Annotated in this window: 29 protein-coding genes; 12 read left to right on the forward strand and 17 right to left on the reverse strand. The window is 58.7% G+C overall.

Going from position 1 to position 23,677, the window contains the following annotated elements; translation table 11 throughout:
* Window positions 1-2,028 (forward strand): FAD-dependent oxidoreductase, encoded by a 2,028-nt coding sequence (locus tag ACR0AG_RS14260; protein WP_480840001.1) that lies wholly within the window; start codon window positions 1-3, stop codon window positions 2,026-2,028.
* Between the two features lie 48 nt (window positions 2,029-2,076).
* The gene (locus tag ACR0AG_RS14265; RefSeq protein ID WP_480840003.1) at window positions 2,077-3,375 is read left to right on the forward strand and encodes an MFS transporter; all 1,299 of its coding nucleotides are present in this window, start codon (window positions 2,077-2,079) and stop codon (window positions 3,373-3,375) included.
* On the opposite strand, the gene ACR0AG_RS14270 is transcribed toward ACR0AG_RS14265, so the two are convergent.
* Window positions 3,362-3,802, reverse strand: coding sequence for a DUF4399 domain-containing protein (locus ACR0AG_RS14270; protein WP_480840006.1), 441 nt, complete (start codon window positions 3,800-3,802; stop codon window positions 3,362-3,364). The two genes, ACR0AG_RS14265 and ACR0AG_RS14270, sit on opposite strands and share 14 nt — an antisense overlap.
* A gap of 229 nt (window positions 3,803-4,031) precedes the next feature.
* Here ACR0AG_RS14270 and ACR0AG_RS14275 point away from each other — a divergent pair, with 229 nt between their 5' ends.
* Entirely contained in the window at window positions 4,032-4,937 is a 906-nt protein-coding gene (locus ACR0AG_RS14275) for a LysR family transcriptional regulator (protein ID WP_480840008.1), read from the forward strand.
* Window positions 4,938-4,988: 51 nt separating this feature from the next.
* Here the strand turns inward: ACR0AG_RS14275 and ACR0AG_RS14280 are convergent, their stop codons facing one another.
* Window positions 4,989-5,906 (reverse strand): hydrogen peroxide-inducible genes activator, encoded by a 918-nt coding sequence (locus tag ACR0AG_RS14280; RefSeq protein WP_480840010.1) that lies wholly within the window; start codon window positions 5,904-5,906, stop codon window positions 4,989-4,991.
* Between the two features lie 97 nt (window positions 5,907-6,003).
* Between ACR0AG_RS14280 and ACR0AG_RS14285 the strand changes: the two genes are divergently transcribed.
* Window positions 6,004-6,966, forward strand: a complete 963-nt coding sequence (locus ACR0AG_RS14285) for a sodium-dependent bicarbonate transport family permease (RefSeq protein ID WP_480840012.1) — start codon at window positions 6,004-6,006, stop codon at window positions 6,964-6,966.
* Between the two features lie 3 nt (window positions 6,967-6,969).
* Here the strand turns inward: ACR0AG_RS14285 and ACR0AG_RS14290 are convergent, their stop codons facing one another.
* The 4 genes from ACR0AG_RS14290 to ACR0AG_RS14305 are packed head-to-tail and all read right to left on the reverse strand — an operon-like array spanning window position 6,970 to window position 9,885.
* Complete coding sequence (locus ACR0AG_RS14290) at window positions 6,970-7,872, reverse strand: OmpA family protein (RefSeq protein ID WP_480840014.1); 903 nt, start codon at window positions 7,870-7,872, stop codon at window positions 6,970-6,972.
* Window positions 7,869-8,441 carry a peroxidase-related enzyme gene (locus ACR0AG_RS14295; RefSeq protein ID WP_480840016.1) on the reverse strand — a complete coding sequence of 191 codons (573 nt, stop codon included), beginning with the start codon at window positions 8,439-8,441 and terminating at the stop codon, window positions 7,869-7,871. The genes ACR0AG_RS14290 and ACR0AG_RS14295 overlap by 4 nt, the downstream gene beginning before the upstream one ends.
* Window positions 8,438-9,166, reverse strand: coding sequence for a GNAT family N-acetyltransferase (locus tag ACR0AG_RS14300; RefSeq protein WP_480840019.1), 729 nt, complete (start codon window positions 9,164-9,166; stop codon window positions 8,438-8,440). Before ACR0AG_RS14300 ends, ACR0AG_RS14295 begins: the two co-directional genes overlap by 4 nt.
* Window positions 9,163-9,885 (reverse strand): competence/damage-inducible protein A, encoded by a 723-nt coding sequence (locus tag ACR0AG_RS14305; protein WP_480840021.1) that lies wholly within the window; start codon window positions 9,883-9,885, stop codon window positions 9,163-9,165. Before ACR0AG_RS14305 ends, ACR0AG_RS14300 begins: the two co-directional genes overlap by 4 nt.
* A 49-nt stretch (window positions 9,886-9,934) precedes the next feature.
* On the opposite strand from ACR0AG_RS14305, the gene sfsA reads away from it, so the two are divergent.
* Together sfsA and map are read left to right on the forward strand one after the other, a co-directional pair.
* A complete protein-coding gene (gene sfsA / locus ACR0AG_RS14310) occupies window positions 9,935-10,639 on the forward strand; it encodes a DNA/RNA nuclease SfsA (protein WP_480840023.1) in 705 nt (234 codons plus the stop codon).
* A 420-nt stretch (window positions 10,640-11,059) separates the two neighbouring features.
* The gene (map, locus tag ACR0AG_RS14315) at window positions 11,060-11,872 is read left to right on the forward strand and encodes a type I methionyl aminopeptidase (protein WP_480840025.1); all 813 of its coding nucleotides are present in this window, start codon (window positions 11,060-11,062) and stop codon (window positions 11,870-11,872) included.
* On the opposite strand, the gene ACR0AG_RS14320 is transcribed toward map, so the two are convergent.
* The 4 genes from ACR0AG_RS14320 to ACR0AG_RS14335 are packed head-to-tail and all read right to left on the reverse strand — an operon-like array spanning window position 11,860 to window position 14,467.
* Window positions 11,860-12,039: a hypothetical protein gene (locus tag ACR0AG_RS14320; protein WP_480840027.1), complete on the reverse strand. Its 180-nt coding sequence runs from the start codon at window positions 12,037-12,039 to the stop codon at window positions 11,860-11,862. The genes map and ACR0AG_RS14320 overlap by 13 nt on opposite strands.
* Before the next feature lie 25 nt (window positions 12,040-12,064).
* A complete protein-coding gene (locus tag ACR0AG_RS14325) occupies window positions 12,065-12,700 on the reverse strand; it encodes an HAD family hydrolase (protein WP_480840030.1) in 636 nt (211 codons plus the stop codon).
* A 1-nt stretch (window position 12,701) separates the two neighbouring features.
* On the reverse strand, window positions 12,702-13,259 hold the full coding sequence (gene rsmD / locus ACR0AG_RS14330; protein ID WP_480840032.1) for a 16S rRNA (guanine(966)-N(2))-methyltransferase RsmD: 558 nt from the start codon (window positions 13,257-13,259) through the stop codon (window positions 12,702-12,704).
* Window positions 13,256-14,467 (reverse strand): NAD(P)/FAD-dependent oxidoreductase, encoded by a 1,212-nt coding sequence (locus ACR0AG_RS14335; protein ID WP_480840034.1) that lies wholly within the window; start codon window positions 14,465-14,467, stop codon window positions 13,256-13,258. Before ACR0AG_RS14335 ends, rsmD begins: the two co-directional genes overlap by 4 nt.
* A gap of 98 nt (window positions 14,468-14,565) precedes the next feature.
* Between ACR0AG_RS14335 and ACR0AG_RS14340 the strand changes: the two genes are divergently transcribed.
* From ACR0AG_RS14340 to ACR0AG_RS14355, 4 genes are all read left to right on the forward strand, one after another.
* Window positions 14,566-15,051: a redoxin family protein gene (locus tag ACR0AG_RS14340; protein WP_480840036.1), complete on the forward strand. Its 486-nt coding sequence runs from the start codon at window positions 14,566-14,568 to the stop codon at window positions 15,049-15,051.
* 103 nt (window positions 15,052-15,154) lie between these two features.
* Window positions 15,155-15,400 carry a glycine zipper 2TM domain-containing protein gene (locus ACR0AG_RS14345; protein ID WP_480840039.1) on the forward strand — a complete coding sequence of 82 codons (246 nt, stop codon included), beginning with the start codon at window positions 15,155-15,157 and terminating at the stop codon, window positions 15,398-15,400.
* A gap of 11 nt (window positions 15,401-15,411) precedes the next feature.
* Window positions 15,412-15,759 carry an EF-hand domain-containing protein gene (locus ACR0AG_RS14350; protein ID WP_480840041.1) on the forward strand — a complete coding sequence of 116 codons (348 nt, stop codon included), beginning with the start codon at window positions 15,412-15,414 and terminating at the stop codon, window positions 15,757-15,759.
* 24 nt (window positions 15,760-15,783) lie between these two features.
* Window positions 15,784-16,095, forward strand: a complete 312-nt coding sequence (locus ACR0AG_RS14355; RefSeq protein ID WP_480840043.1) for a hypothetical protein — start codon at window positions 15,784-15,786, stop codon at window positions 16,093-16,095.
* Here ACR0AG_RS14355 and ACR0AG_RS14360 read toward each other — a convergent pair.
* The 3 genes from ACR0AG_RS14360 to ACR0AG_RS14370 all read right to left on the reverse strand — a co-directional run bounded on the left by ACR0AG_RS14360 (window position 16,092) and on the right by ACR0AG_RS14370 (window position 18,170).
* Window positions 16,092-16,385: a 4a-hydroxytetrahydrobiopterin dehydratase gene (locus ACR0AG_RS14360; RefSeq protein WP_480840045.1), complete on the reverse strand. Its 294-nt coding sequence runs from the start codon at window positions 16,383-16,385 to the stop codon at window positions 16,092-16,094. The two genes, ACR0AG_RS14355 and ACR0AG_RS14360, sit on opposite strands and share 4 nt — an antisense overlap.
* Window positions 16,382-17,569: a GNAT family N-acetyltransferase gene (locus tag ACR0AG_RS14365; RefSeq protein WP_480840047.1), complete on the reverse strand. Its 1,188-nt coding sequence runs from the start codon at window positions 17,567-17,569 to the stop codon at window positions 16,382-16,384. Before ACR0AG_RS14365 ends, ACR0AG_RS14360 begins: the two co-directional genes overlap by 4 nt.
* 145 nt (window positions 17,570-17,714) lie before the next feature.
* Window positions 17,715-18,170, reverse strand: a complete 456-nt coding sequence (locus ACR0AG_RS14370) for a RidA family protein (protein WP_480840050.1) — start codon at window positions 18,168-18,170, stop codon at window positions 17,715-17,717.
* Window positions 18,171-18,510: 340 nt separating this feature from the next.
* Between ACR0AG_RS14370 and ACR0AG_RS14375 the strand changes: the two genes are divergently transcribed.
* Window positions 18,511-19,281 carry an MlaA family lipoprotein gene (locus tag ACR0AG_RS14375; protein WP_480840052.1) on the forward strand — a complete coding sequence of 257 codons (771 nt, stop codon included), beginning with the start codon at window positions 18,511-18,513 and terminating at the stop codon, window positions 19,279-19,281.
* Window positions 19,271-19,879 (forward strand): MlaC/ttg2D family ABC transporter substrate-binding protein, encoded by a 609-nt coding sequence (locus ACR0AG_RS14380; RefSeq protein ID WP_480840054.1) that lies wholly within the window; start codon window positions 19,271-19,273, stop codon window positions 19,877-19,879. Before ACR0AG_RS14375 ends, ACR0AG_RS14380 begins: the two co-directional genes overlap by 11 nt.
* A 25-nt stretch (window positions 19,880-19,904) precedes the next feature.
* Here ACR0AG_RS14380 and ACR0AG_RS14385 read toward each other — a convergent pair whose 3' ends face one another.
* The 4 genes from ACR0AG_RS14385 to ACR0AG_RS14400 form a co-directional block, all read right to left on the reverse strand.
* A complete protein-coding gene (locus ACR0AG_RS14385) occupies window positions 19,905-20,651 on the reverse strand; it encodes a hypothetical protein (protein WP_480840056.1) in 747 nt (248 codons plus the stop codon).
* Window positions 20,652-20,794: 143 nt separating this feature from the next.
* The gene (locus ACR0AG_RS14390; RefSeq protein WP_480840059.1) at window positions 20,795-21,892 is read right to left on the reverse strand and encodes an ABC transporter ATP-binding protein; all 1,098 of its coding nucleotides are present in this window, start codon (window positions 21,890-21,892) and stop codon (window positions 20,795-20,797) included.
* A gap of 5 nt (window positions 21,893-21,897) precedes the next feature.
* On the reverse strand, window positions 21,898-22,797 hold the full coding sequence (locus ACR0AG_RS14395) for a carbohydrate ABC transporter permease (RefSeq protein ID WP_480840061.1): 900 nt from the start codon (window positions 22,795-22,797) through the stop codon (window positions 21,898-21,900).
* Window positions 22,790-23,662, reverse strand: coding sequence for a carbohydrate ABC transporter permease (locus ACR0AG_RS14400; protein ID WP_480840063.1), 873 nt, complete (start codon window positions 23,660-23,662; stop codon window positions 22,790-22,792). The genes ACR0AG_RS14395 and ACR0AG_RS14400 overlap by 8 nt, the downstream gene beginning before the upstream one ends.
* Window positions 23,663-23,677: the final 15 nt, after the last annotated feature.

Here is a 23,677-nt window from a genome sequence, read left to right on the forward strand (position 1 = left end):
ATGACTGCGTACCCAAACATGCTGGCCCCGCTGGATCTGGGCTTTACCACCTTGAAAAACCGCGTGCTGATGGGCTCGATGCATACCGGGTTGGAAGAAACCGGCGACTGGAATCGCGTGGCCGAGTTCTACGCCGACCGGGCGCGCGGCAGCGTGGCGCTGATGGTGACAGGTGGGATTGGGCCGAACCTCGAAGGCTCGGTCCTGCCCGGTGCCTCAATGATGACCAATGACACAGAGGTCGCCAACCATTCCATCGTAACGCAGAGGGTGCATGAGGCAGGTGGCAAGATCGCGATGCAGATCCTGCATGCCGGGCGGTATGCTTATGGTCCGAAATGCGTTGCACCCAGCCCGGTCAAATCCCCGATCTCGCCCTTCCCACCGCATGAGCTGGACGAAGACGGGATCGAGAAGCAAATCAGCGATATCGTGAATGCCGCGGTTCTTGCCCAAAAGGCGGGCTATGACGGAGTCGAGATCATGGGGTCCGAGGGGTATTTCCTGAACCAGTTCCTGGTGACCCATACGAATAAACGCACCGACCGCTGGGGCGGGCCCTATGAGAACCGGATGCGCCTGCCGATTGAGGTGGTGCGCCGAACCCGCGAGGCGGTCGGTACGAATTTCATCATTATCTACCGCTTGTCGATGATCGATCTGGTGCCCAACGGCTCGACCCATGACGAGGTTGTGCAACTGGCGCAAGAGATCGAAAAGGCCGGGGCGACGATTATCAATACGGGCATCGGCTGGCATGAGGCACGGATACCGACCATTGCCACAAGCGTTCCGCGCGCGGCGTTCGCGTGGGTGACGAAAAAGCTGATGGGCAAGGTGGGCATTCCGGTCATCACCTCGAACCGGATCAATACGCCCGAAGTGGCCGAAGAGGTTCTGGCGACGGGCTGCGCCGATATGGTGTCGATGGCGCGCCCCATGCTGGCGGATGCGGATTTCGTCGATAAGGCCATTGCGGGTGAGGCCGCAAAGATCGCGCCTTGCATCGCCTGCAACCAGGCCTGTCTGGATCACACATTTGGCGGCAAGCTGACCTCATGCCTTGTGAACCCACGCGCCTGCCATGAGACGGAACTGGTGATCGGTCAGGCCGAAACACCCAAAAAGGTGGCCATCGTCGGGGCCGGTCCTGCGGGCTTATCCACAGCTATGACAGCCGCGCAGCGGGGCCATGACGTGACGCTCTTTGATCGCGCGTCTGAGATCGGCGGTCAGTTGAACATGGCCAAACAGGTGCCGGGAAAGGAAGAGTTCTGGGAGCTGGTCGACTGGTACCGCACCATGATGGATGATCTGGGCGTGTCCGTCAAACTGAACCAAGAGGTCAGCGCCGATGACCTGACCGGTTTTGACGAGGTGGTGATTGCCACCGGCGTCAGCCCCCGCGATCCGGGGATTCCGGGCCAGGATCAGGACAATGTCCTCAGCTATGTCGACGTTCTGCAGGGCAAGGCCCCGGTTGGAAAATCGGTCGCCGTGATCGGCGCGGGCGGGATCGGGTTCGATGTTTCCGAGTTTCTGCTTGAGGAAGGGCACAGCCCGACCACCGATTTACCGTTGTGGATGAAAGAGTGGGGTGTAACCGACCCAGCGGATCACCGCTCGGGCCTGGCACCTGAAGGGCCGCAACCGGCCGCACCTGCGCGTCAGGTCACTCTGCTGCAAAGAAAGGCGCAGCGACATGGCAAGGGATTGGGCAAAACCACCGGCTGGATTCACCGCGCAGCCCTGAAGATGAAAAACGTCAACTTCGTGGGCGGTGTGAACTATGAACACATCGACGCGGACGGGTTGCATGTCAGCTTTGGCGAAGATCGCGCCGACCCCACGGTGATTGCCGCCGACACAATCGTGTTGTGCGCCGGGCAGGTCTCGGACCGCAGCCTGGCCGATGAGCTGATCGCGCGAGGAATCACGCCGCATGTCATCGGTGGCGCAGACGTGGCGGCCGAGTTGGATGCCAAACGCGCCATCAATCAGGGCACCCGGCTGGCGGCAACGCTCTAGCAACCGAACAGCTTGCGCATTCCGGTCAGATGTCATCCAGTCGATGGCATGGAGCAGCCGACAGAGCGCGACAGCAAAGACCCGCACCCGATCACCGTGCCGATCATGGCCGGGCAAGGTGCGCTGGCCGTTGTGGCCTGGTCCATGGCCAGTCCGTCTATCGTGATGACCTTTCTGGCCGTGGCAATGGACCTGCCCGTAATCCTGGCAGGTCTGCTGGTCACCATCCGCCACGGGGCAGGCACCCTGTCGGATGTGTTTCTGTCCGGCCGGATCGCAAAGATGAGCCGGAAGAAATCCATCATCGCACGAACGGATCTGGCGGTAGCCCTGTGCTTTCTGCTGGTTGTCCTCACCGTGTTTTACGGGTCCAGACCCATGGTCATCGCGGCCTTTGTCGTCGGGATTTTCATGATCGGCGTGTTGGAAGAGATCAAAAGCCTGATGATCATCGACTTCATCAGCGACAACCTCGCCTCACATGACAGGATGCGCGTCACCTATATGCAAAAGGCAATCGGCGGCGGCGGCACCATTGTGATGGCATTGGTGCTGCATCATGTGATGCAAGAGGCACCTGCGCTTACCCGGCATAGCGTTGTGGTCGCGTTCGGTGCCGTCTGCTTTGTGCTGTCGGCCCTTTTCATCATGCTCATGAACGAGGCTGCGCGCGCACCCGATCAAGCCCTCGAATCGCAGCCAATGACGCTCCGCGAAAAGCTTCAGACCTTCTGGCAGGACACATCCGCTTTGTTGCAGCAGGCCTGGTTCAGGAAATTCATCGTCATCCGGTTGTCTTTCATCTTTGCCGGGCTGTCCTTGCCGTTTTACGCGCTGATCGCTGCGGAATCCCATCACGGATCAACCAGCGGCCTGACGGCGCTGGTGGTGTCGTCTGCGGCGGCCCTGCTGGTGTCGGCACCGATGTGGCGGGCGCTCAGCACCTATTCCAACCGCGCGGTCATGATTGCCGGGGCGTTGATGGTCGCCGCCTCGGGGCTGGCTTTGATCGTGATCCACAACAACGGGCTGGACCACACCGTGCATCTTCACGCCGCGTCGCTGTTCGTAGCCACCGTTGCCGTCACCGGGCTGGGCACGGCGCGCACGCTTTATTTTATGGACATTGCTCCCAAGTCTCAGCGCATCAAAGCCATGGCGATTTCAAAAACGCTCGGACGGCTCGCGATTGTTTCGTTTTCCGCAATATTGGCCACGATTGCCCATATGAATGAGGTCACATGGGCCGTGGTCGCCATTTCGCTCGGCAGTCTGATGGCAGTTCTTGTTGTGTTGTCCTTCGTCGAGCCCGCACCGCGGAGCACGCAGGCACCTACTCGACAGTGATCGTTATCACATCGGAGACAATTGGCGTGGCATGCGGCACGTGCCCTGCATCGCCCAGAACCAGTTGCAACGTGTGCTCACCCGGCGCCAGATCAAGCGTAACCTCGGTCTGGCCGCCGCCGAAATGCAGGTGGTTGTCATCAGCGGGCAATCCATAAGCCAGCTCATCGGCGCCATCTTCGCCCTGACCCAAAGGGGGCCGGTCGATCAGAAGGTGATGATGGCCGGTATTCTCAGCTTCAGTGCCCGATGGGGCAACGCCCATACCGCTGAGCCCGAACACCACAGTCACCGGGGATTGCACGATGTCACCATCCGACAAAGTCACGAAATACACCTTGGCGTCGGGATTCGAAGGAGTCGGCCCGCCAGCCGCCGCGATTGTGGCGGACAGACAAAATACAAGTGTCGCGAGAATTGTTTTCATTTTCACCTCCCAGGTCACAAAATTGCCATTCTCAGCATAGCACGATTGGGCGATGGACCTGAAAAACCATGAAATAAGGCCTGTCTGCCCCGGCCCCGCAGCCTGCGCCCGGCGTTTCCCATCCGCAAACGATCCGATTCAAAACCCTGATATTATCCCATGTCTGCCCCGTTCTTGCCCAGATTGATCGCAATATTGAGACAACGAACAGGAGACCTGGGGAACGAGAATGGATCGACTGACCGAAATGGAGGCCTTTTCCAACGTGGTGGACCAGGGTGGTTTCACTGACGCGGCCAAGAAAATGGGTATCTCCAAATCGGCCGTCTCAAAGCACGTGTCGAGCCTTGAGGCCCGATTAGGTGCGCGGCTGCTGAACCGGACAACGCGCCGGGTTTCACCGACCGAGATTGGACTGGCCTATTATGACCGCGCGCGCCGCGTTCTGAATGATGCGGGCGAAGCGGATGCGCTTGTGACCTCGATGCAATCTGCGCCCTCTGGTCTGCTGCGGATCAGTGTGGCGACGGATTTTGGCGTCAATCACCTGTCGCCGGTTCTGTCGGACTTTCTGTCTGCCTATCCCGACATCACCGTGAACATGGTTCTGAACAACCGCTATGTCGAACTGATTTCCGAAGGGTTCGACGTTGCCGTCCGCATCGGAGAGCTTGAGGACAGCACGTTGCGCGCCCGCAAGCTGACCGAAACCGTGAAACGAATGGTCGCGGCCCCCAGCTATATCGAACAATTTGGGCGTCCGCAGAAGATCGACGATCTGAACGAACACAAATTGCTGCATTATTCCAGCCAGTCTTCGGGCAATGTCTGGAAACTGACTGCGCCTTCGGGTGAAAAACGTCAGGTCCGCACCGCCGGTTGGCTGAGTGTGAATGACGGGCAGTCCCTGCTGAATGCGGCGATCTCGGGTCTGGGTATCGCTTACCTGCCCAGCTATCTCTATGCCGACGCGCTGAAATCGGGACAGGTCGTGGACGCCATGCCCTCCCTGCCGAACGAAGTTCAGGGTGTCTTTGCCGTGTACCCGCCGGGCCGTTTCACACAGCCCAAAGTGCGCGCTTTCATTGATTTTCTTGTCGAGTCCTTTGCAGAACGAGGACCGATGGATTGGTAGAATTCTCCCTGCGGTAGCAAACTGGCCCGTGCTGAAAGGCGCGGGCTTTTTTTATGCATCGATGACACTTACCCCCATACTGTGCGCAACGGATCGCAAGGATTGGGTCAGGACGTTTTGTCCGGGCAAAGGCCTTTCACCGCTGCGCGACAACAGCGCAATATCGCGGTTCGCGTTCGCAATGCCCAACGGGCGCAGGCGCACTTCGTCGCGATAGATGCCCTGACGCCGCGCATAAAGGTCCGGCAATACCGCAACCCCGACGCCCGAGGCCGCCATCAGGACAATCGAATCCAGCGTCGTGCCTTCGTATTCGTCTGATACCACACCGCCACATTCCGCGGCCAACGCATAGACGATGCGGGACAGGCGGTGGCTTTGATCAAGCGTCAGGAACAGTCTGTTTTGCAAGTCTTCTGCCGCCACGCTTTGCAGATCACTGGCCAGAACATCGTCAACCGCAACGGCAACCCAGAGGGATTCGTTAAACAATCGGTGCTGCACCGTGTTCGGGTGATCTTCGGGCGTGGACAGGATCAGGTCGAAGCGCCCCGATTTCAGTCCTTGCTCCAGATCGCGGGTGTTTTCCTCGCGTACGATGACGCGCAAGCCAGGTCGCAACCTGTGCACCTCTTTGATCACCTGTGGCAGCAAATATGGCCCGATCGAGGGCAAAACACCCAGCCGCAAACGCCCACCGACCGACATATCGCTGGACATGGCGTGACGCAGATCCTTCACATCCGCCAGGATTTTCTGGGCGCGCGCGATAAAGTCCTCGCCCCTGGCGGTGATCTGCACGCCACCCCGGTTGCGGTCGAAAATGCGAATGCCCAATTCATCCTCGACCGTCGCGATCTGGGCGGACAGGCTGGGCTGGCTGACGTTCAAAACCTCGGCGGCAAGGCTGAACCGGCCAAGGCGGCTGACGGTGACGATATATTCAAGCTGTCGTAGGGTCGGGCGCATTACATAGTTTTAACCTAATTAAAAATTAGAAAGATAGTATTTGGATAAACAAACTTTGCAAGGCACCTAACCCGCAACGAGGGAATAGGAGCATAAGATGCCCGGAGTGATCGAAACACTGTCCAGCAACCTGCTGGTGCCAACAATTCTGTTTTTCGCGCTTGGCCTGCTGGCCGCCTTTGCGCGCAGCGATCTGTCGATCCCCGCGGGCGCGGCCAAGTTCATGTCGCTGTATCTGTTGCTGGCCATCGGGTTCAAGGGCGGCGCGAGTCTGGCCGAACACGGTATCCATCTGGACCTGTTCTTTACCCTGCTGGGTGGTGTGGCGCTGTCCTTTGCCATTCCATTTGTGGCCTTTGGCCTTTTGCGGGTCATGACCCGACTGGATACCCTGAACGCGGCTGCTGTGGCCGGGCACTATGGCTCGATCTCGATCGTGACCTTTGTGACGGCGACCAGCCTGCTTGATCTGGTGGGTCTTGGCCATGATGGGTTCATGGTGGCTGTCGCGGCTGCGATGGAGGTTCCCGCGATCCTGTCGGCCCTTTGGCTGGCCCACAAAACCAGCGGAAATGGCGTCAAGGATGACGGGTTATGGCGGGATCTTCTGGCCAATGGGTCGATTGTTCTGCTGACCGGTTCGTTCCTGATCGGAGCGATCACCGGCGGCGAGGGCATGCAGATGATCGCACCCTTCATCGTGACCCCATTTACTGGAATTCTGTGTCTATTCCTGCTGGATATGGGTCTTTCGGCGGGGCGCAGCCTGCTTAAGAATCGCGACAAGCTGACACTTGGGCTGTTTGCTTTTGGCGTTGTCATGCCACTGGTCGGCGCATTCATGGCCTGGGGTGTCGGCAGCCTGATCGGATTGCAGCAGGGCAGCCTGTTCCTGTTCATGGTGCTATCGGCCTCGGCGTCTTATATCGCGGTACCGGCGGCCATGAAAATCGCGCTGCCCAAGGCCGAAGCCGGGATTTACCTGACCCTATCGTTGGGCGTGTCTTTCCCCTTCAACATCACTGTTGGGCTGCCGCTCTATCTGTGGTGGGTTGGCTAGGGGCTAGTTGACCAGCAACACGGCCTCGACCCGGCGATTGATATCACGCCCTTCGGATGTGGCATTCGACGTGATCGGGGCCAGATAGCCAGCCCCTTGCGCCTCAACCCGCGCCGCATCCACGCCATGCGCGTCGATCAAGCGCTGCCGCACCGCTTCGGCCCGGCGTTTGCTGACCGAGATATTGGCCTCCAGAGCACCGGTGTCATCCGTATGACCCACCAGCGCCAGACGCGTTCCGGGGTTGTCGGTCAGATAGGTTGCGATCATGTCCAGTGACGCAAACGGCCCCTCGCCCAGTGTCACCTCGCCGGTGCGAAAATGCAGGTCGTCCAGGATCACATGCCCGTTCTGCGCCAGATCGTTCAGCACCCCACCGGGCCCATCGACAACATCTTCGACCACCAAGGGGGGCTCGGGGCGTTCGCCCACCGGGGTCACCCGGATCATCTGCACATACCCGTCTGGTGGGTTGCGGCTGATCAGCAGGCTCAGAACTTCATCATCGCGCGTGGCGGACAAAAACCGATAGTCGTGAATGGCCACGTACATATCAGGCGTCGGCACAACCTCGGTGCCAAAGCGAAAATCAAAACCACCGCACAGGCTGGCTTCGCATTCAAATACGATCTCATAGCCCTGGGCCTCAAGCTGATCGCGAAGGGGGGCCAAAAGCTGCAAGGTCGTGCTTGACCCAGCGGTCATACGCCATGTCGTCCGCTCGACCCGGCCCTCGATGGTATTGGCGGGAACGTGACCATCGGCAAATACAGCTGTCGGCATCTCATAGCTGTCAAGCTCACTGATCCGTTCGCTGATCTGACGCGCATTGGCCGGCAGCTTGAGGTTCTGCGCGGCCACCGGGGCGGCCAAACACGATATGAACAGGATCAGGACCCGGATCATCGGTTCTGTGCGTGGTATTCGGGGTTCGGCACCATGGCCGTGGCACTGGCCACACGGTTGGACATGTTGAAAAACCCGGTCACGTTGGCGATGTCCCAGATATCGCGATCACTGAAGCCTGCATCGCGCAGGACTTGGCGGTCGCCCTCTTCAACTTCGCTGCTGACGGTTGTCATTTTGGCCGCAAAATCCAGCATGGCCCGCTGTCGGGCATCGATGGGGGCGACGCGGTAATTCATCACCAGCATTTCACCCAGCTGCGGATCACCAGACAGCTGCCGCACCGCAGCCCCATGGGCCACAAGGCAGTAAAAGCACTTGTTGATGGAGGACACCACAACCGCAATCATCTCGCGCTCCAACTTGGAGAGGCCGCTATCGGCCAGCATCAGATCGTTATACATCGCGGTAAAGGCATTCAGCTTGTCGATGTCGAACGCATAGGCCTGCAGCACATTGGGCACCATGCCCAGCTTGTCCATGCAGATGTCGAAATACTTCTGGGTTTCGGGCGGCAGCGGGTCCACCATCGGCAGGTTCAGCGCGGTGGGTTGGCTTGTCTTGATCACGGATGCCCCTCTTGTTCAACACGGTGACGATAGTGGTACTCTCCCACGATCTCCATCCCCAGCGCGGTGTAAAGCCCGTTGGCACCGGCATTGGCCTTGGTACAGATCAGGCTAAGGGTCTGCGCCCCGTTGTCCAGCGCCCAAAAGGCCGCGGCCCGCATTGCCCATTGCCCCATGCCATGGCGGCGATGGGCGGGTAGGACTTCGACCGCGTGGACCATGGCGACCCCACTATGAATGGCAACAAATGCCGTTCCTACAGGATGATCATTGTGCCGCATCAGCAGGCCGGTCTTGGGCCCCCTCGCCCGCGCCATCACGGCCCATCGCGCCGGTCCGATGCCGCCCTGCGCCCATATCTCGCGCATGATCGCCAAAGGCTCCCAGATCGAGAACACGGTCACCCGCGGAACCGGGATTTTGGTCAAAGCACGAACCGGGCAGACGTAGATATTCACCGGATCTAGAATGTCATATCCCTGCCCGGCCAGCCGGGTATCCAGTTCTTCGTCACCCGGCCAGAGGCAAAAGATAGGCTTTTGCCCCATATCCCTCATGGCCGCCTCTGCCGCCGCGATGTCCTCATCGGTTTCGTCGCCGATCCGATTGGCCGCCGAAACCCTCGAACCGCCACCTTGCCCGTTGCGCAGCTTGAAAGGGCCAGACACTTGGTATTCGGCGGCGGGCCAAGTGCCGTCTACAACATCCGGCCAATGAATGCTCAAAGCTCAAGCTCTTTGGCCAGGCGTGTCGCGGCGGCGTCAATCCGGGCGCCTTGGGTCCCACGAATGACCACATTCGCGCCAAAAACGCCGTTGATCTGGAACGGGTAGCATCCGATGGACAGATCGTCGAAACTGTCTGCCAAAGCGGCCAGCGTGGCTGCAATGTCACCTTCGCCCCGATCGACACGCAGCGTCTGGGACAAAAGCGGGCTGCCCCCGGTCAGTGAGGGCAAAACGCTGGCCACCATCGCCTGAAACACCAAGGGCACCCCGGCCATCACATGAACATTTTCAAGGATAAATCCCGGTGCGGTCGAAACCGGGTTGTCGATCAGGGTGGCCCCGTCCGGAATACGCGCCATGCGCAGGCGCGCCTCGTTCAGCTCAAGCCCCGATTTGTCGTAATGCGCCTGCAGCAGGGCGCGGGCATCATCACGCACGTCGATATGCGCCCCAAAGGCACGCGCAATGCAATCGGCGGTGATATCATCATGCGTAGGACCTATGCCGCCGCTGGTAAAGACATGGTCAAAGGACTGCGACAGCGCTTTGACGGCCGCTTCAATCGCCGGGCCATCGTCGCTGACAATGCGCACCTCGGTCAGGTCGATGCCATGTTTGGTCAGTTCTTGCGCCAGAAAATGCATGTTGGCGTCGCGGGTGCGACCGGACAGAATCTCGTCTCCGATCACCAGCATTGCAGCGGTTGGATTGGGCATGGCGCTCTTCCTCTTGATCGACCTCTGGCGCAGGTATAGGCCCTGAGACATGCGATTTGAAACCCCCCTTGTCTCCGCCCGCCTGATCCGCCGCTACAAACGCTTTCTGGCCGACTGCACGTTAGAGGACGGGCGCGAGGTGACCGCCCATTGCGCCAATCCCGGCTCGATGATGGGGCTGGCGGAACCAGGCGAGAAAATCTGGTTGGAGCCCAACGACGATCCCAAGAAAAAGCTGAAATACGGCTGGCGGCTGGTAGACCATGAAAACGGCCATTTCACCGGCGTCGATACTTCGGTTCCGAACCGCGCCTTGCGGGCGGCGCTGGAGGCGGGCGAAATTCCCGAACTGTCCGCCTATGAAACAGTGCGCCCCGAGGTCAAATATGGTGACAACAGCCGCATCGATTTCCTGCTGACCCAGCCGGGGCTACCCGATGCCTATGTCGAGGTCAAAAGCGTCACTCTTTCCCGCCAGCCCGGTCTGGCCGAATTTCCCGACAGCGTTACCGCGCGCGGCACCAAACATCTGGGAGAATTGACCAAGATGGTGGCTGAGGGGCACCGGGCAATCATGCTCTATCTGGTGCAACGCACGGATTGTGACCGGTTCACACTGGCCCGGGATATCGACCCGGCCTATGCGGCGGCGTTTGATGCGGCGCAGGTGCAGGGGGTTGAGCGGTTAGTTTATGGGACTCAGATATCGCCGCGCGGAGTCTCGCTAAACGCAAACAACTTGATTAAACTTTGACAGATCGCTTTGCCATCCACTTCAATTTCGAGCGGTGGACGGCAGGGCGTATTGAAACGCAGACTTTAACGGAGAGCAAGAAATTAAGAGCATCTTCTCACTGGCATTTTTTGCGTCGGTCGTGAGCGGCCCGGCGCTACTTTACTATTTTGGTGATGACCAAGACGATGATAAGATTAGCTCTTTCGAAGTAGCCGCATTTTATCTGTTTTTGGTTGGCTTGGTTATATTCGAATCTTTTAGAAAGCGGAATTCAGGTCGCGCCAAGCGACGGGCTGAGGACAAAGACTGAACACTGAATTGAATCGCTTGAATGCAAACCTAAATTTGCAAAAGGGTCCGCGACCCCGCACCCTCTGGAACTTTCTGCACAAGCAGCGTAAGTAAAGGGCTGCGCGCAACAATTGGAGCCTAGCGTCGATGAAAGAGCATCGTGGCCGCCTGACAAAGGACGGTATCCGCATCTATGAACAGGGTGACTTTGCCGGGATGCACGCGGCAGGGGCCTTGGCGGCACGGATTCTGGATGACATTGCGGATCATGTTTTTGTCGGCCAGACCACCGGCGCGATCGATGGGCTGATCACGCAGATGGTCGAAGAGGCCGGCGCTACCTCGGCCACGATTGGCTACAAAGGCTATCAGCACGCCAGCTGCATCAGTGTGAACCACGTTGTGTGTCACGGCATTCCCGGCGACAAAAAGCTGAAGGATGGCGATATCCTGAATATCGACGTCACTGTCATCGTTGACGGCTGGTTCGGGGATACCTCGCGCATGTATGTTGCGGGCAAACTGCCGCGCAAGGCTGAGAGATTGATCCAGGTGACTCATGATGCGCTGTTCAAGGGCATTGAGATGGTCAAGCCGGGCAACACCTTTGGTGATATCGGTCACGCGATTCAGGCCTATGTCGAGGCACATCGGATGAGCGTCGTGCGCGATTTCTGCGGTCACGGGTTGGGTCGCGTGTTTCACGCCCCGCCAAACGTTCTGCATTATGGACGCCCGGGCACCGGAGCCGTTCTGGAAGAGGGCATGTTCTTTACCATCGAACCAATGGTCAATCTGGGGCGTCCGGAAACCAAGACACTGGCGGATGACTGGACAGCGGTAACGCGCGACAAATCGCTGTCGGCGCAGTTCGAGCATTCCGTGGGTGTAACGGCGGACGGGGTCGAGATTTTCACCCACTCACCCGGCGGCAAATACCACCCGACCTATTCCTCGTGATCTTTCGCCTGATCGCGCATCAGCTTTAGCAAAAGCGTCTCGTCCCGCCACGGGATCACCGCGTCGTGGATAAACACCGGCGCGCGCATCGGCTTGGTCGGAGGTCCGGTTGCGGTGTCGGTATCCTTTGAAAAGGCCCAGAGCGGAGGTGTGATGGCGCGGTCCATGGCCGGACCTTACCATGTTTTCCGATCAGAGTCCCAAGAGCATTGGCACCTCAGCCATATCTGAGAATACCTCGGCCCCCAGTTCCGCCAACCGCGCCCCGTCATCATGGGCCGCATAGGCCAAACAGCGCATATTGGCGCGGATTGCCGCCGTGACGCCGCTGTGGCTGTCTTCAATGACAACCGGGGCCGTCGCGTTGAAGTGCCGGGCAGCAGTCAGAAACAAGGTTGGATCGGGTTTGCCAGTGCCCAGCACCTGCGCCGAAAACATCACGTCCTTGAACCTGTCCCAGAGACCGTTCTGACCCAAAGTGATTTGCATCTTTTCGGGCCGTCCGTTCGAGGCGACGCAATATGGGATCCCCTGCGCATCCAGCAGGGCCAACAACTCGCGGATTCCCGCAATCACGGGTGTACCGGCGCGCAGAGCCGCATAGGTTTGCGTATAGACCTGTTCGGTCCAATCGTCGGGAAGAGTTGCACCCATTGAACGCGCCTTGTCGCGAACACCCGTCATGGTGCAGCCCACAAACAAAGACATGCATTCGACAAGCGTCAGGTTCAGGCCATATCCTGCAAGGCTATCAACCAAAACCTGGTTTGAGATCACCTCGCTATCAACCAGAACGCCGTCGCAATCGAAAATGACCAGATCGTGCATGTTAGCTCTCAACGCGGCACATCAGCGAGATATGCGTGTCGCCGTATTTGCGCGTATCCTGCAGACCGAACCCGTCTGGTGCGGCCATGGGGGCATTTTCTTCCCAGACGATCAGGGCGTCATCCGCCAGCCAGCCGCCTTGGATAGCCGCGCTCAGGGCCTTTTGCCCAAGACCCTTGCCATAGGGCGGGTCAAGAAACACCAGATCAGCGGGCTCATTCGGGTTGTCACCCAACCGGGTGGCATCGCGGCGGATCAAAGCGGTTCGGTCCGCACTGCCGGTCAGGTCAATATTCCTGCGGATCAGCCCCTGTGCCGCGCGCCCGTCATCCACGAAGGTCACATGCGCCGCCCGGCGCGACAGCGCTTCAAGCCCAAGCGCTCCGGTGCCGGCAAACAGGTCCAGAACACGCAGACCGTCGAAATCGATCTGATGGCCAAGCACGTTGAACAGGCTCTCGCGCACCCGGTCCGTTGTCGGGCGCAGATGCGCACCCGCATCACCCTTGCCGACCGAGGCCAATGCCCGACCCCGGAATTCTCCGGCGATGATCCTCACGCGCGAAGCAACGGTTTCAGGTCTGCATCAGCGTCTGCCACGACGGCGGGATCAGCGGTTTTACCCGCGTCGATCAGGCGCTTGCCAACCATATAGGCGCGCGGGTCATTCATCGCGTCAACGGCGATCAGCTGATCGCCTTTATAGTACCAGAAAGATACCGTCTGCCCCTCGCCCTGGCGGGTCACGACGCGGTCATAGCCGGTGTTCAGCCCTGCAATCTGCAATTTGACGTCATACTGATCCGACCAGAACCACGGCGTCGCGACGTAGTCTTTGGCCGCGCCCAGCATGTTCTGGGCCACGATCTCGGCCTGATCAATGGCATTGGGCACGCTTTCCAAGCGGATGCGACCATCGCCATGCGGGAACGAGGCGCAATCGCCCGCCGCCCAGATCGACGGGTCCGAGGTGCGGCCGTGCGCATCGGTTTTAATGCCATTGTCGAGTTCCAGCCCGGCCATCTCGGCCAGTTGAGTCGAAGGTGCAATACCCACACCCACAACGACGAAATCGACCGGCAATTCGGTTCCGTCTGTCAGAATCGCACCGGTCACCTTACCCTCTGCGCCCACAAGCCGGTCCAAGCCTACGCCTTCGCGGATATCGGCCCCGTAGCCGCTGTGCAGGGCGCGGAAATAATCACTGGTCTCGGGTGCTGCGACCCGTTGCAGGATACGATCTGCCATCTCGACCAGCGTGACTTTGACGCCGCGCTTGGCGCAGACAGCGGCGGCCTCAAGCCCGATATAGCCACCGCCCACGATCAGTGCACGCGCGCCGTTCGCAACGCGAGGCTCCATCTCGTCGATATGCGCCAGATCACGCACCACATGCACACCGTCCAGATCGCCGCCAATCGCGGCGGGCAGCCGGCGCGGATCGGACCCGGTGGTCAGGGCCAGTTCGTCATAGGCAATGACCTCATCCCCGACAGTCACTGTCTTGGCCTGCGGATCAATCGCCGTGACACGCTGACCCAGGCGCAGGGTGATGTTGTTCTCGGCATAAAAGCTTTCGGGGCGCAGGAACAGGCGTTCCAACTCCATCTCGCCCAGCAGATAGGCCTTGGATAGGGGCGGGCGCTGGTAGGGCAAATGCGGCTCGGCCCCGATCAGTGTAATGTCGCCCTGAAACCCGTCTTTGCGTAGCCGCGCGACCAGCGATGCCCCTGCCTGCCCGGAGCCGATCACAACGATATGAGTCATGTTGTTTTCACCCGTCGATTTCCCGTGGTTACTTCCACACGCTCACCTATATTGCTGATAGCAGCCAATCTGCAAATCCAAACGACAGGAGCGATAAAATGATTTCATCCGGCGATACCCTGCCCGAAGCCACATTGTTGACAATGGGGGCCAACGGTCCTGAGGAAGTGCGGATTTCAGACAAGACCAAAGGGCGCAAGGTTGCGATCTTTGCCGTACCCGGCGCGTTTACCCCGACCTGCCATTCGGCACATGTTCCCAGCTTTATGCGCACCAAGGCGCAGTTCGACGCCAAGGGCGTGGACGAAATTATCTGCGTGTCCGTCAATGACCCGTTTGTCATGGGAGCATGGGGCGAAGCAACCGGCGCCACCGCAGCCGGTCTGACCATGCTGGCCGATCCGGCATCGGAATTCACCAAGGCGATCGGAATGGAATTCGATGCCCCGCCCGCAGGCCTGATTGCCCGCTCGAAACGCTATGCAATGCTGGTTGAGGATGGCAAAGTCACGGCCCTGAACCTCGAAGAAAGCCCCGGTGCGTGTGAGATTTCGGCAGGCGAGGGTCTGCTGGACGTGATCTGATCCAAACGGTCCCGGGTCACCTCGGGGCCGCCTTTGTTCTATTTAACTTGATACAACGGCTGGATGCGCGAATACTCATAGAACGCAACCATGAGGTCATCTGATGAAACTCAAAGCCATTGTTTTCACAATCGGTGCGGCCGGCGCGTTGGCCGCATGCGGCCCGGCGCCGACGCCACAGCAACAGGCCGCCCGTCAGCACGAAATCGCCTGCCTGAGCGGCACTTTGGGGGGCGCCCTGATCGGTGGCGTGATCGGCAATCAGTTCGGCGGCGGCTCGGGGCGGGATATATTGACCGCAGCTGGCGCAATTGCCGGTGGTGCCGGTGGTCAAAGATACGCATGCTGAGGAGACACCGGATGAGACACCTATTTCTGATCGTTGCGACTCTTGGATTGGCAAGTGCCGTTCAGGCCGAAACCGTGGCCGAACTGAACGAGGCCGAGCTGAAAGCCATCGACACCAACAACGATGGCTTTTTGTCGAAAGACGAATTCAACGCCTTTTCCGATTATGCGTTCCAGGAAATGGACGACGACAAGAACGGCACATTAGGTCAGGCCGAGGCGAAACCGTTTCTGGATATCAAGCAATTCCAGAATGTTGACCGAAACGGCGACAGCCTTATTTCAAGGGCAGAATATGACGCCCAAATGGAAAGTGATTTCACATCGGCGGACACGGACGGGAACGGCTTGCTGGACTGACCTCCGCCTTATCAGGAGCATGTCATGAACAAATGGTTGGCGTTTGGCGCAATTGCAGCGCTTGCGGCGTGTGACGTCCCGCAGGCGCCGGTGGTGACTGGCCCGGACGGGCAGGCCCGTATCCAGATCAACACCAGCGGGTTGACCTGTTACAACACGCGGTGTCTGGACATTGATCCCTTCGCGCGCACCGTGCGGTCCATTGGCAACCGAACAACCAGAATCCCCGGCAACATCAATGTCAGCGACGGGACCGTAACCCCGGCCGAGTTTGAACAATTGGGCGTGAAGGCCTCGTTGGCAGGCGGCGTGGGATCCAACGGAGATAGGCGCTAAGCGAGGCTGTCCATCTTGCGGGCCAGTTTTGCATCCTGCGACGACAGACCGCCCACGTCATGCGTGGTCAGCGTGACTTCGACCGTGCGGTATACGTTTGACCATTCCGGGTGATGGTTCCACTTTTCCGCCCAGATGGCCGCTTTGGTCATCCAGCCAAACGCCTCGACGAAATTGTCGAATGTGAACGTCTTGGTGATGGCGTCGCGGCCCTCGACCATTGACCATCCGTTGCTGAACAGCGGATCCAGCAGTGGGCCTCGGGTCTCGGTCGACAAAAGTTCGGTCATTGCTGTTCCTCCGGGTTCGATTTTCGAAACGGACCGTAATCCGTGAGAATCTCGATCTCTTCTCCTACAGCGCGGGCTTCGGCGTCCAGAAATTTGGCAACCGCATCCGCAAATCCGGGGTCGCCGACCCAATGCAGGCTGTGCGTGCGCGTGGGCAGGTAGCCGCGGGCCAGCTTATGCTCGCCCTGCGCGCCAGCTTCGACGCGGATCATGCCATGGGCGATGGCAAAGTCGATCGCCCTATAATAGCACAGTTCGAAATGCAGGCAGGCATGATGTTCGACACAGCCCCAATAGCGGCCAAAGAGCGTATCGCGACCAATGAAGTTCAGCGCCCCTGCGATCGGATACCCATTCCGTTCAGCCAGCACCAAGGCCATGTCATCTGCCATGGCTTCCTGAGCGATATCAAAGAATTGCCGCGTCAGATACGGCGCACCCCATTTGCGCGCGCCGGTGTCCTGATAGAACCGCCAGAACGCATCCCAATGTTCTGGGCGTAGTTCGGGACCTGTCAGCGTGCGAATCTCGCCGCCGAAATCACATGCTTGCGCCCGTTCTTTGCGGATGTTCTTGCGCTTGCGCGAGGACAGCGCCGCCAGAAACCCGTCGAAATCGTCATAGCCGTCGTTCAGCCAGTGAAACTGCTGTGAATAACGGGTCATCAGCCCCATCTGCTCACCAGCGAGGGCCTCTTCCTCGGTACAGAAGGTCGCGTGGATCGACGAAACCCGATTGTCGGCGGCCAATTGTACCGCCCCCTGAACCAGAGCCGACAGGCCGATGACCTCATAGCCCGGGCGCACCAGAAACCGCCGCCCGGTGGCAGGCGTAAACGGCACGGCAAATTGAAGTTTCGGGTAGTACCTGCCGCCCGCGCTTTCATAGGCATGGGCCCAGCTGTGGTCGAATATGTATTCACCCTGGCTGTGCGACTTTGCATACATCGGCGCGGCGGCAATCAGAGCACCGTCCTGATAAGCCGTCAGATATTGCGGCTGCCACCCGGTCCCCGGTCCGACCGAGCCGCTGTCTTCAAGCGCCGACAGAAACCGGTGCGTCGTAAAGGGATCAATTGGGCGGCCACCCTCGGCGGCTTCGGGGCAGGCACAACTGTCCCACTCTGCCGCCGGAATTTGGCTGAGAGAGTTCAGAACCTGTACTTCGATCTGTGCCTGATCCATGCGCCCTCCGCGATACCTCTAGTATCTGTGGTGGCCGGTGCCGGGTTCAAGCGGAGGCGGGCGACCAATGTGACCTTGAATGTCACATTGGCGGCACCGCGGAGGCTTTACCGCCAGCAGTGCTCCCAATGCCCGCGACGCGCCGTTATTGAACCTCGAAGATGCCTTCGATTTCGACAGCAACACCAAATGGCAGCGACGCCGCGCTGACGGCAGAACGCGAATGACGACCGGCGTCGCCCAGCGCTTCGACCAGAAAATCCGATGCCCCGTTGATCACTTGCGGCTGCGCTGTGAAATCGGCGGTCGAGTTCACGAACCCGGTCAGCTTGATCACCCGCACCAACTTGTCGATGTCACCACCACAAGCCGCTTTGACCTGCGCCAGCAGATTGATGGCGCACACCTTGGCCGCAGCGGCACCCGCCTCGACATCCAGATCATCCCCCAATTTGCCGGTGATCAGATCATCCGCCTTTGAGATCTGGCCTGACACGTAGACAATGTTGCCAACACGCACGAAAGGCACGTAATTGGCCGCAGGCGCCGGTGCGTCCGACAGTATGACACCCAGGCTTTCGAGTTTTGCTGCGATGCTCATGTGATGATCCTTCCCTTAAGTCGACTCGGGCGGACGCTAACCGGGATGGGCCCTTTCGAAAAGCGGGAAAGCGCCGAATTGGCCCAGGTTTGCGTAGTGAACCTATCTTATCGCGTTCAGAAAGTGTTGATCTGGTGTCACTTTACCAGCCCCTTGCATCTGGGTTAAACGCTAAGAGTTTCAAACCGCCCGTGAAACGTCTATGTGACAACGGATTGTGCGACCGGATCGCACCGAAACGTATTGATTGAATGCCCCGATCCCCCGAGGGCCGTTTTTTGGAGAAGCAAGGACAGTGCTCAGCCGGAACCCCATCAGATACCTTCTTGTCCTGTCCCTGATGACACTCCTGACCGCCTGCGCCTCGCAGCCTCAGGACGAAGCAGCACGGGGTGAGGTCTTTGATCCTTACGAAGGTACCAATCGTTCGATCCACAAATTCAACCTGGGCGTCGACCGCTTTTTGTTCCGGCCTGCATCCAAGGGTTACGTGAAGATCGTGCCCGACCCCATGGTCACAAGTTTCAGCACATTTGCCGAAAACATCTCGTTGCCTGGGCAGGCGGTGGACTATCTGTTGCAGGGCAATCTCAAGCAATCGGGCAATGCCTTACTGCGGTTCGTGATCAACATGACCGTTGGTGGTGCCGGGCTGTCTTCGCCTGCTGACGAATTGAACCTGCCGCCCGTAGACACGGATTTCGGCGAAACACTGCATGTCTGGGGCTTTGGCGAAGGCGCCTATGTCGAATTGCCGTTTTACGGTCCGTCGACCGCGCGCGATGCTGTTGGCGTCGTGGTCAACTTGTTCTCGAACCCGATCAATTTCACCCCGACCCGCCCGGCAGACAATCTGGGCGTCTATGCCGAGGTGGTGCGCCGCATGGGCGACCGGGGCCGGTTCTCGGATACGGTTGACTCGATTCTCTATGAAAGTGCCGATAGTTATGCGCAAGCGCGCACGATCTACCTGCAAAACCGTCGCTTTGAACTGGCACGAGACGACGAAGACGCCTATCTGGGACTGTATGACGATCCCTATGCTGCAATCGGGACCGACCCTGTCAGGGACCCCTATCTTGACCCGTATGAGGACCCCTATGCCGAATAACCTGTTGAACCGACGTCGATTTGTGGCCTCTGCCCTGACCGGGCTGACAGTTGCCGCATTGCCTCTGCCCGCTTTTGCGCTGACGGAAGCCGGGGCCAAACAACTGGTCGATAGCGTGGTGGCGGATATCACCCGCATCATCGACTCGGGCAAATCCGAAAAGGCCATGTTGCGGGATTTCCAGAAGGTTTTCGTACAATATGGCGATGTACCGATCATGGCGCGCTATGCGCTGGGTGCGGATGCCCGCACGGCGTCTCCCGCACAGCTGCGTCAGTTCACCAAATCGTTTGAGGGGTATATCTCGCGCAAATACGGCCGCCGGTTCCGCGAGTTCATCGGCGGTGAGGTCACCGTGCGCAATGCCCGCAAGATCAAAACGGGGTACGAAGTCAGAACCTCGGTGAAACTGCGCGGGTCGTCTCCGTTCGAGGTGACGTTCCTGGTTTCGGACAAATCCGGCAAGGGCAAGTTCTACAACATGTTCATCGAAGGGGTGAACCTGCTGTTGACCGAGCGCACCGAGATTGGCGCAATGCTCGATGCACGCGGCGGAGACCTGAATCGTCTGATCAAGGATCTGGGCAAGACGGGTTGATCGCTGCCAACAGCCTGGTTGCAATTCAATCCAAGGGACGCTTTTCCGGGTCGTCTTGGTCGGAGACGCAGATTTCAGAAAGATGCGCGCCTGCGCGGAAGTGTTCGAAAGTCATGCGGCTGAATTTCCAGATATGGGCAGCACCATCTTCTATTTTGTAGATCCGGGGCGTGTCTTCACCGATGATCCAGTTCAGCCGTAAATCATCCGGTTTATGAACCCTCCGCGAACCGCTCAGTCCGGATGTATAATAATCATAAACCGACTGGCGAATGACGCATTCGGTCTTCAGATCCAAAGCGGACAAGGCACGCAACAACTCAGTAGTGAAATGAGAGCGTGCCAATAAAATGCCGGACGGTACGGTCGCGGCAAGAGAAACGGCCAAAAAAGCGGCTATTCGCCAACTGGACACAAACACAAAAGCGAGCGCTGTAACACCCGCGAAAACCGATGAGTCAAAACCGCAATTTGTGAACCTGTCGTACCCACCCGACAACCCGCTGAAAGTACACTCGATCTGTCCTGGTATCGGTCCAAAATGCCAGATCAACGCAGCCAGAATGACTCCAATGAACAATCGCCTTGACCGGAGAATGTAGGCGAGAGCCGCCGCTGCACAGCATAAAAGAAATGACGCGCGTCTGCTCCACACCAATGCGGGGTAGACCCAGGTGTCTCCTTTTGCGGCGAGACAGATGTAGATCAGCGGAAACGCGCAACACGCGACCAGGAAGCTCAGCAAGAATTGCAGCGTTGTCAGTTTTGACATGAATGTTCCCGTTTGCGCATTCGACACCCGGGAAGCTTAGAGGCACTACACTCAATTTTTAGTGGAGCAGATTCGCAATTTTTGTGCAGATCCGTTGGGAAAGACCACGCGCGGGCGAGGTCTTCCAAAAGGTTTCAGAGACCTCAGTTTAACCGTTCACCGGTGTCTTTGGCGAAATAGGAAACCTTGCTCATGTCGATGGCGAGGTTCAGTTTTCTGCCGGCTGCAGCGCTGGTTTCGGCGTGCAGACGGGCTGTGACCTGTTTGCCGCCCAACTCCGAAACCACGTAAGTGTCGGCCCCTGCGGGTTCGACCATATCGACCAGGCATTCAGCCTCTTGCACACCGGCACCGGCGCGGAAACCCGCTTCGGCGATGTCTTCGGGGCGCAGGCCCAGAATGACGTCCTGTGGCAGGTCCAGATCGCGCGCGTCGTTCAGCACGATCGGATCGCCCGAGGCGCGCGTGATCGAGATTTGCGTGCCCGAGCCGTTCTTGGCCGCCTGCGCCGGGATCAGGTTCATGGCCGGTGAGCCCATGAAATCGGCCACAAACAGGTTGGCCGGGTGGTTGTAGATCTCGGCCGGGCTGCCGATCTGCTGCACGATGCCGCCTTTCAGGACCACGATTTTGGTGGCCAGCGTCATCGCTTCGATCTGGTCATGAGTCACGTAAACGATCGAGGCATCCAGGGTCTGGTGCAGCTTCTTGATCTCGGTCCGCATCTCAACCCGCAGCTTCGCATCAAGGTTCGACAGCGGCTCATCAAACAGGAACAGCTTGGGGTCGCGTACCAGCGCCCGGCCCATCGCCACACGCTGACGCTGACCACCGGACAATTGGCTGGGGCGGCGATTCAGCAGCGGCTCGATCTGCAGCAATTGAGCGACCTCTTTCAGCTTCGACTCTTGCGTGGCGGGGTCGACCCCGCGCACTTTCATGCCGAAGGTGATGTTTTTGGCCACCGACATGGTCGGGTAAAGCGCGTAGGACTGAAACACCATGGCGATGTCACGATCCTTGGGGCTGACATGGGTCATGTCCTTGCCGCCGATGGCCAATGTGCCGCCCGTGATCGGTTCCAGCCCGGCGATACAGTTCAACAAGGTGGACTTACCGCAGCCCGAAGGGCCGACCAGCACCAGGAAGTCACCGGGATCAATCGAGATGTTGATATCCTTCAAAATCTCGGTCGCGCCGTAATTCTTGTAAAGATTGTTGATGTCGAGGATGGGGGCCATGGGTCTTATCCCTTCACGGAACCGGCGGTCAGGCCGCGGATGAAATATTTACCGGCAACGACATAGACAAGCAGCGTCGGCAGGCCCGCGATGATCGCGGCGGCCATGTCGACATTGTATTCTTTGACGCCGGTGGTTGAGTTGACGATGTTGTTGAGCGCAACGGTCACAGGCTGTGTTCCCGCCTCGCTGAAGGACACGCCAAACAGGAAGTCGTTCCAGATCTGCGTGAACTGCCAGATCACAGTCACCACGATGATCGGCAGTGACAGCGGCAGGAAGATCGACCAGAAAATCCGCAGAAACCCGGCCCCATCGACGCGGGCCGCTTTGACCAGCTCGACAGGGATGGTGACATAGTAGTTGCGGAAAAACAGCGTGGTGAAGCCAAGGCCATAGACGACGTGCACAAAGATCAGGCCCGGAATGGTTCCGGCAATCTCCATCATCCCAAGCACGCGCGCCATCGGCAGCAACACCACCTGAAACGGGATGAAGCAGCCAAACAGCATCATCGAGAAGATGATATTGGCCCCTTTGAACTTCCACTGCGCCACGACATAGCCGTTCAAAGCGCCCAGCAGGGTCGACAACGCCACCGCAGGCACCGCGATCAGGACCGAGTTCCAGAAATAGGGCCGCAGACCTTCGCACTGAATGCCAGTACAGGCCCCGGACCAGGCGGTTTTCCAGGCCTCAAAGCTGACCTCACGCGGCAGCGACATAAGGGAACCTGTGCGGATCTCCTCAAGGCTTTTGAGCGATGTTGTAAGCATCACGAAAAGCGGCATCAGGTAATACAGCGCGAAGAGGCCCAGCATTACATATAGCAGCCAGCGCAGTGCGATTTTGCTGGTCGCGCTTTGGCTGCGCGTTTCGGTTTGGGGCATCGACAGATCAGTCATTTTTCGCCCTCAATTCTGAGTAGAGATAAGGAACAACGATGGCAAAGACGACCAGCATCATGATCATCGCGGACGAGGCCGCCTGACCGATATCGCCGCGTGAAAACGCCATGGCGTACATGTAGGTGGCGGGCAGATCGGTCGCATAGCCCGGGCCACCGCCGGTTAGTGCGATGACAAGGTCAAAGCTCTTGATCGCCAGATGCGCCAGCACGATGAAGGCCGACAGGAAAATCGGTGCCATCGAGGGGATGATGATCGCCGTATAGATGCGCCATGTGGGGATACCATCGACCTGCGCGGCCTTGATGATCTCACCATCCACAGACCGCAGACCAGCCAGAAAAAGGGCCATGACAAAGCCCGAGCTCTGCCAGATCGCGGCAATCACGATCGTGTAGATGGCGTAATCGGGGTTCACCAGCCAGTCGAATTCGAAGTTTGGAAATCCCCAGCCCTGCACCATGGATTCGATGCCGAGCCCTGGGTTCAGTATCCACTTCCATGCGGTGCCTGTAACGATCATCGACAGCGCCATGGGGTACAAATAGATCGTACGGATTGCCCCTTCGACGCGGATTTTCTGATCCAGCAGGATGGCCAGCAAAAGGCCCAGCACCATCGCGATCACGATGAACAGCGCACCGAACAGATAAAGGTTGTTGATCGCCGTATCCCAGCGGGGCGAGTCAAACAGACGTTCATACTGGATGAAGCCCTTGATCTCGTATTTCGGCAACAGTTTCGATCGGGTCAGCGACACCCATGCGGTCCATCCGATAAAGCCGTAGACAAAGATCAATACGGCGATGAACGACGGTGCCAGCACCACCTTGGGCAGGTGGTCTTCCAGCCATTCGGACATTTTAGCCTCCGGGGA

The organism is Ruegeria sp. H6, from assembly GCF_056532975.1.

What these genes read in the sequence shown, in the direction of transcription:
- ACR0AG_RS14260 (WP_480840001.1), top strand. Translation starts at nt 1, where the DNA reads ATGACTGCGTACCCAAACATGCTGGCCCCGCTGGATCTGGGCTTTACC.
- ACR0AG_RS14265 (WP_480840003.1), top strand. Translation starts at nt 2,077, where the DNA reads ATGGAGCAGCCGACAGAGCGCGACAGCAAAGACCCGCACCCGATCACC.
- ACR0AG_RS14270 (WP_480840006.1), bottom strand. Translation starts at nt 3,802, where the DNA reads ATGAAAACAATTCTCGCGACACTTGTATTTTGTCTGTCCGCCACAATC.
- ACR0AG_RS14275 (WP_480840008.1), top strand. Translation starts at nt 4,032, where the DNA reads ATGGATCGACTGACCGAAATGGAGGCCTTTTCCAACGTGGTGGACCAG.
- ACR0AG_RS14280 (WP_480840010.1), bottom strand. Translation starts at nt 5,906, where the DNA reads ATGCGCCCGACCCTACGACAGCTTGAATATATCGTCACCGTCAGCCGC.
- ACR0AG_RS14285 (WP_480840012.1), top strand. Translation starts at nt 6,004, where the DNA reads ATGCCCGGAGTGATCGAAACACTGTCCAGCAACCTGCTGGTGCCAACA.
- ACR0AG_RS14290 (WP_480840014.1), bottom strand. Translation starts at nt 7,872, where the DNA reads ATGATCCGGGTCCTGATCCTGTTCATATCGTGTTTGGCCGCCCCGGTG.
- ACR0AG_RS14305 (WP_480840021.1), bottom strand. Translation starts at nt 9,885, where the DNA reads ATGCCCAATCCAACCGCTGCAATGCTGGTGATCGGAGACGAGATTCTG.
- sfsA (WP_480840023.1), top strand. Translation starts at nt 9,935, where the DNA reads ATGCGATTTGAAACCCCCCTTGTCTCCGCCCGCCTGATCCGCCGCTAC.
- map (WP_480840025.1), top strand. Translation starts at nt 11,060, where the DNA reads ATGAAAGAGCATCGTGGCCGCCTGACAAAGGACGGTATCCGCATCTAT.
- ACR0AG_RS14320 (WP_480840027.1), bottom strand. Translation starts at nt 12,039, where the DNA reads ATGGACCGCGCCATCACACCTCCGCTCTGGGCCTTTTCAAAGGATACC.
- ACR0AG_RS14325 (WP_480840030.1), bottom strand. Translation starts at nt 12,700, where the DNA reads ATGCACGATCTGGTCATTTTCGATTGCGACGGCGTTCTGGTTGATAGC.
- ACR0AG_RS14335 (WP_480840034.1), bottom strand. Translation starts at nt 14,467, where the DNA reads ATGACTCATATCGTTGTGATCGGCTCCGGGCAGGCAGGGGCATCGCTG.
- ACR0AG_RS14340 (WP_480840036.1), top strand. Translation starts at nt 14,566, where the DNA reads ATGATTTCATCCGGCGATACCCTGCCCGAAGCCACATTGTTGACAATG.
- ACR0AG_RS14345 (WP_480840039.1), top strand. Translation starts at nt 15,155, where the DNA reads ATGAAACTCAAAGCCATTGTTTTCACAATCGGTGCGGCCGGCGCGTTG.
- ACR0AG_RS14350 (WP_480840041.1), top strand. Translation starts at nt 15,412, where the DNA reads ATGAGACACCTATTTCTGATCGTTGCGACTCTTGGATTGGCAAGTGCC.
- ACR0AG_RS14355 (WP_480840043.1), top strand. Translation starts at nt 15,784, where the DNA reads ATGAACAAATGGTTGGCGTTTGGCGCAATTGCAGCGCTTGCGGCGTGT.
- ACR0AG_RS14360 (WP_480840045.1), bottom strand. Translation starts at nt 16,385, where the DNA reads ATGACCGAACTTTTGTCGACCGAGACCCGAGGCCCACTGCTGGATCCG.
- ACR0AG_RS14365 (WP_480840047.1), bottom strand. Translation starts at nt 17,569, where the DNA reads ATGGATCAGGCACAGATCGAAGTACAGGTTCTGAACTCTCTCAGCCAA.
- ACR0AG_RS14370 (WP_480840050.1), bottom strand. Translation starts at nt 18,170, where the DNA reads ATGAGCATCGCAGCAAAACTCGAAAGCCTGGGTGTCATACTGTCGGAC.
- ACR0AG_RS14375 (WP_480840052.1), top strand. Translation starts at nt 18,511, where the DNA reads ATGACACTCCTGACCGCCTGCGCCTCGCAGCCTCAGGACGAAGCAGCA.
- ACR0AG_RS14380 (WP_480840054.1), top strand. Translation starts at nt 19,271, where the DNA reads ATGCCGAATAACCTGTTGAACCGACGTCGATTTGTGGCCTCTGCCCTG.
- ACR0AG_RS14385 (WP_480840056.1), bottom strand. Translation starts at nt 20,651, where the DNA reads ATGTCAAAACTGACAACGCTGCAATTCTTGCTGAGCTTCCTGGTCGCG.
- ACR0AG_RS14390 (WP_480840059.1), bottom strand. Translation starts at nt 21,892, where the DNA reads ATGGCCCCCATCCTCGACATCAACAATCTTTACAAGAATTACGGCGCG.
- ACR0AG_RS14395 (WP_480840061.1), bottom strand. Translation starts at nt 22,797, where the DNA reads ATGACTGATCTGTCGATGCCCCAAACCGAAACGCGCAGCCAAAGCGCG.
- ACR0AG_RS14400 (WP_480840063.1), bottom strand. Translation starts at nt 23,662, where the DNA reads ATGTCCGAATGGCTGGAAGACCACCTGCCCAAGGTGGTGCTGGCACCG.